Annotated in this window: 4 protein-coding genes; 1 reads left to right on the top strand and 3 read right to left on the bottom strand. The window is 63.2% G+C overall.

Features of this window, described 5'->3' with window-relative positions:
• Positions 1-213 precede the first annotated feature (213 nt).
• The 3 genes from fdhA to ACX80V_RS21740 all read right to left on the bottom strand — a co-directional run bounded on the left by fdhA (position 214) and on the right by ACX80V_RS21740 (position 4,387).
• Positions 214-1,428 (bottom strand): formaldehyde dehydrogenase, glutathione-independent, encoded by a 1,215-nt coding sequence (fdhA, locus tag ACX80V_RS21750; protein WP_485844896.1) that lies wholly within the window; start codon positions 1,426-1,428, stop codon positions 214-216.
• 245 nt (positions 1,429-1,673) lie between these two features.
• Positions 1,674-3,089 carry a ferredoxin reductase gene (locus ACX80V_RS21745; RefSeq protein ID WP_485844895.1) on the bottom strand — a complete coding sequence of 472 codons (1,416 nt, stop codon included), beginning with the start codon at positions 3,087-3,089 and terminating at the stop codon, positions 1,674-1,676.
• Positions 3,086-4,387: an aromatic ring-hydroxylating oxygenase subunit alpha gene (locus tag ACX80V_RS21740; RefSeq protein ID WP_485844894.1), complete on the bottom strand. Its 1,302-nt coding sequence runs from the start codon at positions 4,385-4,387 to the stop codon at positions 3,086-3,088. Before ACX80V_RS21740 ends, ACX80V_RS21745 begins: the two co-directional genes overlap by 4 nt.
• 161 nt (positions 4,388-4,548) lie before the next feature.
• Between ACX80V_RS21740 and ACX80V_RS21735 the strand changes: the two genes are divergently transcribed.
• A complete protein-coding gene (locus ACX80V_RS21735) occupies positions 4,549-5,481 on the top strand; it encodes a LysR family transcriptional regulator (protein WP_485844893.1) in 933 nt (310 codons plus the stop codon).
• Positions 5,482-6,053 lie beyond the last annotated feature (572 nt).

Genomic DNA, 6,053 nt, shown 5'->3' with positions numbered 1-6,053 from the left:
GATCACTATTTAGAGCCATGAGCGGTCCTTTGATCGGTGAGGCATGGGCCTACGGCAAAACATGGCCCTCGGGAATCAGGCCGGAAGGTTGGGGGGCCTCGTCCGATTCAAGGCCTTTCGCATGGGGCACCTCTTTGGGGCCAGGGATCAATTTTGCTTAGGTAAGGCCGGAAGCCTCCCATCGTTAGGCACGGATCAACACGTTTCCTCGGACTAGTTGCTGAGGTAGCCGTTCGGGTCCAGGACATACTTCGTGGCAGCTCCGGCATCGAATTCCGCGTACCCCCGAGGGGCATCCTGGAGCGAAATGGCCGTGGCGTTGACCGCCTTGGCGATCTGGATCCTGTCATGCAGGATCGCCATCATCAGCTGCCGGTTGTACTTCATCACCGGGCACTGGCCGGTCGCGAAGGAGAGGGACTTCGCCCAGCCGGTGCCCAGGGACAGGGACAGGCTGCCCTTCTGGGCTGCCTCGTCCGCGGCACCCGGATCCCCGGTGACATAAAGGCCGGGAATGCCCAGGGACCCGCCGGCGGCGGTGAGGTCCATCAGCGAATTGAGCACAGCGGCCGGCGCCTCCTGGGCCCCGGCACCGTGCCCGCGGGCCTCGAAACCGACCGCGTCGATACCGGCATCGACCTCCCGGACGCCGAGAAGCTGCTCGATCTGGTCAGCCGGATCGCCGTTGGCCACATTGACGGTTTCGCAGCCAAAGGATCGGGCCTGGGCCAGGCGGTCCTCATTGAGATCCCCCACGATGACCACCGCGGCCCCCAGCAGCTGCGCGCTGGCCGCCGCGGCAAGACCCACGGGACCGGCCCCTGCAACATAGACTGTGGACCCGACGCCGACACCTGCCGTGACGGCCCCGTGGAAACCGGTCGGGAGGATGTCCGAGAGCATGGTCAGGTCCATGATCTTCTCCATGGCCTGGTCCCGATCAGGGAACCGCAACAGGTTCCAGTCCGCATAGGGGACTAGGACGAACTCCGCCTGCCCGCCGACCCATCCGCCCATGTCAACATAGCCGTAGGCGGACCCGGGACGGTCCGGGTTCACGTTCAGGCAGATTCCGGTCTTGCCCTCCTTGCAGTTCCGGCAGCGCCCGCAGGAGATGTTGAAGGGCACCGAGACGATGTCCCCGACCTTGATGAACTCGACGTCGGGCCCGGTTTCGATGACTTCCCCGGTGATCTCGTGCCCCAGGACGAGACCGGCCGGGGCGGTCGTGCGGCCACGAACCATGTGCTGGTCCGAGCCGCAGATGTTGGTGCTCACGGTGCGTAGGATGACTCCGTGCGGGACTTTTCGGCCGACATTGACGGGATTGACGCCGGGGCCGGCCTGCAGTTCAAAGGTGGGAAACGGGGTATCGATGATTTCCACGATCCCCGGCGCCTTGTATGCAACGGCTTTGTTACCTGACATTGAATGGCTCCTATGGGTTGGCGATCGAACCCTCACCGATGTTGGTCGCATCAGACTGTCCGTGAGGTAGTTGTTGTCAGTTTCCGTGAAGCAAGTTGGGTCAATGGATACGTGTAGCGCATATCGCTACGGGCAGCGAAGGCGTTCAGGCTGACTGTGGCGATGGATGGGGGTATGGCGGCCGGCATCTTGATCGCACATGCCCTCGAGCCGGTGGTGCATTTATGTCCCGCAGGTGGGAGCGGCTAGGCATCGATCACCAAATCGGTCCGCGCGGTGGAGCAGCAGGGCAGGAACTTGCCTGCATCGATTTCCCGTGCCCGGATCCCGCCCTGGTGGTTCATCTCGACCTCCCCGGAAAGCTTGACGACCTTGCAGGATCCGCACATGCCCTCCTTGCAGTTCGCGCCGATCCTGACGCCCGCACGCTGGGCCGCCCCGAGGATGTGTTCGGCGGGGTCGATGCGCACGTTGATGCCGGTGCGCATGAAGGACAGGGTGAGGCTTCCCGTTCCGACCGTGTCGAAGCTTGAGGCATCGGGGGACCCTGCCTCCGGCCCCACTTCCGGACTGCCGTCGGGGGCTTCGGGGAAGGGCGCGTCCGGGTCGGCGGTTTCCAGCGGCAGCCCCGTGGCCTTCAGGGTTCCCTCGGCGTCGTAGCCCGGCTCGTAGAGCCCGAACGCGGTGGGCTGGCTTTCGTAGTAGTCCTCGGCGGATTGGGCGATTTCCTCAGCGATTTCCTCCGCAATGTCCACTGCAAGCGCGAGTTCCGCCTGGTATTCAAGGATCGTCTGGCGGTCTCCCGAGAAGAATTCTATGTAGATGGAGGTGTCGTCGACGCCGACCTTCTTGAGGAGCTCGGTGGCGGTGTTCAGGTAACCCTCGGGGCCGCAGGCATAGACCTGGCGGCCGTTGGCATCGGGAGCCACCTCGTTGAGCATGGCCGCCGTCAGCCGTCCGCTGAGCCCTTCCCATCCCTCGGGTATGCTGCGGTCGCCCAGGGAGTAGAAGACCGTGACTCGCGAGTCCACGGAGGCGATGTAGGCCAGCTCTTTGTGGAAGGCAAAGCCTCCGGCCTCCGCTCCGTGGTACAGCACCACAACATCGGCCTGTCCAGGAAGGGAGTGAATGGTCCGCACCATCGACATGATGGGGGTGATGCCTGCTCCGGCGGCCAGCAAGAGGTACCGTGCCCGGCGGTCAGCATCTGGCAGATGGAATGCCCCGACCGGTCCGAGCATCTCGAGGACGGTGCCGGGCTTGATGTTCTCGTGCACCCACGGTGAGACCAATCCCGTGGGATCGCGTTTAACTGTGATGTCGAAGGTCCACGGTTTGGTGGGCGAACTGGACAGCGAGTAGCTGCGGTCCACCGGGTCCCGGTCCTCGCCGTTCACGGGGAAGGCGACGTTCACGTACTGGCCCGCACGGAACGCCAGCGGCGCACCGTCAGAGCGACGGAACACGAAGGTCATCATGCCGCCCACCTCGGGAACGATCTCGACACATTCGGCCATGAACTCCTGCGGATGCCAGGGACCCAAAGCACGGGCGGCACTGGCAGGTCCCTCGGTGCTGCCCATCACCCTGTTCCACGGCATCTCAAGACCGCGAATGCGCTGTGGTTCCTGGGTTGCCGTCTCGGTGAGGAGTTCAATCATGCCAAGTGCTCCTGCACGCGCTGGACATACCAGTTGATGAACGCCTCCACCTGGTATTCGCTCTTCATGTACGGGCCGGGCTCGTAGGCGGGGCTGCTGGCGCCCTTCTGGCACAGCTCCACGAACGCCTTGTCCTGCAGATTGGTCTGCTTCCAGGTGTAGGTGAGTTTGTCCAGATCGTAGTCGACGCCCTCCTCGGCGTCGTCAGCTACCAGCCAAGTGGTGCGTACCAAGGTCTGGTGTTCGTTGATGGGGAAGACGCCGAACGTGATGACGTGGTCCCCCAGGAAGTGGAACCAGCTGTTGGGCTGCAGGTGCATCGAGCAGCGGCCAAGGCGGAAGTCCCGCAAGTCGCCGAGCAGCTTCTTGGAGAGCCTGCGACCATCGGGCGAGAACGATTCGCCGTCACCATCGAGCGATTCCCGAGAGATGCGGATTCCCGCTATGCGCGTGTCAAGCTCCTCCACCACCTCATAGGGGAGGCCATAGCGGCGGCAACGCTCCTCGAGCGAGGACTGTGCTTCCTTGTTGCGGTCCCACACTTCCTCAAGATGGGCCGGGATCAGCCCCTCCGTCAAGCCCCAGGTGGGAAAGAGGGAACAGGCGAGCTCCGGGTGGCCGTCGCAGTGGTAGCACTCACGGTTGTTCTCCATGACGAGCTTCCAGTTGCCCTCCTCGACGATGTTCTGCTGGTAGGCGACTTTCGTCTTCGACAGATCGTGGGGCGCGAGGTAAGGCTCGAAGATCTTAGCGGTTTCGTCGAAATCCGTCGGCGGTTCGTCCGCTATGCAGACGAAGATGAGCCCGGCGACCACGCGGCTGTGGGCACGCTTGAGGCCGAAGCAGCCCTTGTCGAACTTCGTCTCACCCGGTGCCGAGGCGTGGATTAGATTGCCGTCGGGGGAGTATGTCCAAGAGTGGTAGCCGCATACGAGGTTTCCCGTTGACCCAGCGGGTTCGGTCAGGACGCGGGCGCCGCGGTGGCGGCACACGTTGTGCAGGACGTTCACGCCGCCGTCGTCGTTGCGCAGCACGATCAGGGAGTAGGGCCCGTAGTCGACGGTGACGTAGTCGCCCGGCTCCGGCAGTTCGGCGATGCTGGCGGCAAAGATCCAGTGCTGGCCAAAAATGGCCTGCATGTCGATGCTGAAAATCGTCGGGTCGGTGTAGAAGGGGGAATCGAGGGAATGTCCCGTGCGCCGGAACTCAAACAACTCGCTGATTTCCGCCAGCTGCTCTGCAGGCAAGGATGAAGCGAGTTTTCCGCGTGAGTTGAGGGGCAAGACTGGAGCAGACATGTGTTTCCTCCCGGGAGGCGTGGGTAAGTGTGTGATTCGTGGGGACCACGGCTGCGTGGGGTGCGAGCGGCGTTGTCGAAAACCTTGTAATCATGAGATTAGAGATCATTGATCCGCAACAAAAGCGCAAGATTTGGAAGATATCCGTGCACAATAGGTGCATGATCGATGCGAGGCTCATCACACTTCGGGTGTTTGCCCGGTGCGGCACCATTGGCGCAACCGCGGAGCTCACAGGGTATTCTCCCTCCGCCGTCTCCGCGCAATTGCGGGAGCTCCAGCGTATGCTTGGGATGCAGCTGCTGACGAAGGACGGCCGGGGCGTGCGGCTGACCGCCACGGGCCGCTTTCTCGTGGCCGGCTCGGACACCCTCATTGCCGAATGGGAGCGCCTGCGCGCAGCAGCCATGGAGGCCGGCGACCAGGTGCAGTCCCGTTTTGGCCTGGGCGGTTTCTCCACGGCGGCCGCCCAGTTGCTCGCGCCGCTGGCCGCCACCCTGCGCTCGACACGCCCACTGCTTGAGGTGCAGGTACTCGAGGCCAACCCGGCCCGCTGCTTCGATTTGTTGGTTGCCGAGCGAATCGACCTTGCAGTCATTGTTGCCATGCAGTCCGACACCTACGCTGAAGACGATCCTCGCTTCGAACAGACCGTTCTGCTCGACGATCCCCTGGACGTGATCATTCCCGCTGACCATCCGTTGGCATCGCGGGAAACGGTGACGCTCGAAGAGCTCGCGTCGGAACCATGGATCACCGAAGCCGCCGGTTCCACCTACCACTCCCTCTTCACGGCGGCGTTCACGGCAGTCGGGGTGACACCGCGCATTGCCCATGAGGCCGTTGAATGGGAAACCCAAATCGCCTTCGTGGGTGCGGGGCTGGGCGTGGGCCTGCTGCCGCGACTGGCACCCTTGCATAGCGCCGAAAACGTGGTTCGACTGCGCATCAGTGGCAAAGGGAAGCCCTCGCGCCGCATCGTCGCTGCGGTGCGCAGGGGCAGCATCGCATCGCCCCTGATCCAGGAGTCGCTCGGCATCCTGCAGGTCAGCGCCAACCGGATCCTCGCCGCCCGACCCGAAGACGATCTCTGAAATCGCCTGGCCGCGATTCGTTGCCGGGGGGCCAGCAGGTCTAAAAGGTGGCGACACGACCAGGCCGGTCCGGGGGCCGCAACCAGTTCACACTCACTGAGCTGGGCCGAGAAGTATGCGAAGAAGCAGTTCCCCAAGCAGAAGAGCCGGACGCGAAAGTAGACCATCACTGCAATCAGCACAGCTCTGGCTTATGTTCTGCTCGCGGTCGTCCTGGCGATTCTGAGGGTCGACATTCGTGAGTTCGTCGGGTCCGGTCACGCTGGTGCCGGGCACAGGGTTGATCCTGGCCGCCTGCCGGCTGGATTCCTGACTGATTACTTTCAGCTGGCGCAACGTTCCATCACCCGCCAGTTGTGACTTTCCGTCCGCAACACAGTGCGCAGGTGGGCTACTACGGGCATCTATCGTGCCTCGGGATCATGGCCACGGCACCAAGGATTCCAATTCAGGGCGCGTTCAGGCGTGGCGGGTGCTGTTGCCGTCAGCGGGTGCCAAGGTCGCTGTCAATGTACGAGCCGGGGCGGTTTTCGGTGTGGTGTTGGCAGTTGCAGCAGCTGTCCAGCTGTAGT

Source organism: Pseudarthrobacter arbutini, from assembly GCF_054510915.1.
Note: the sequence above shows the minus strand (reverse complement) of the source record. Positions and strands in the feature narration are given on the sequence as shown.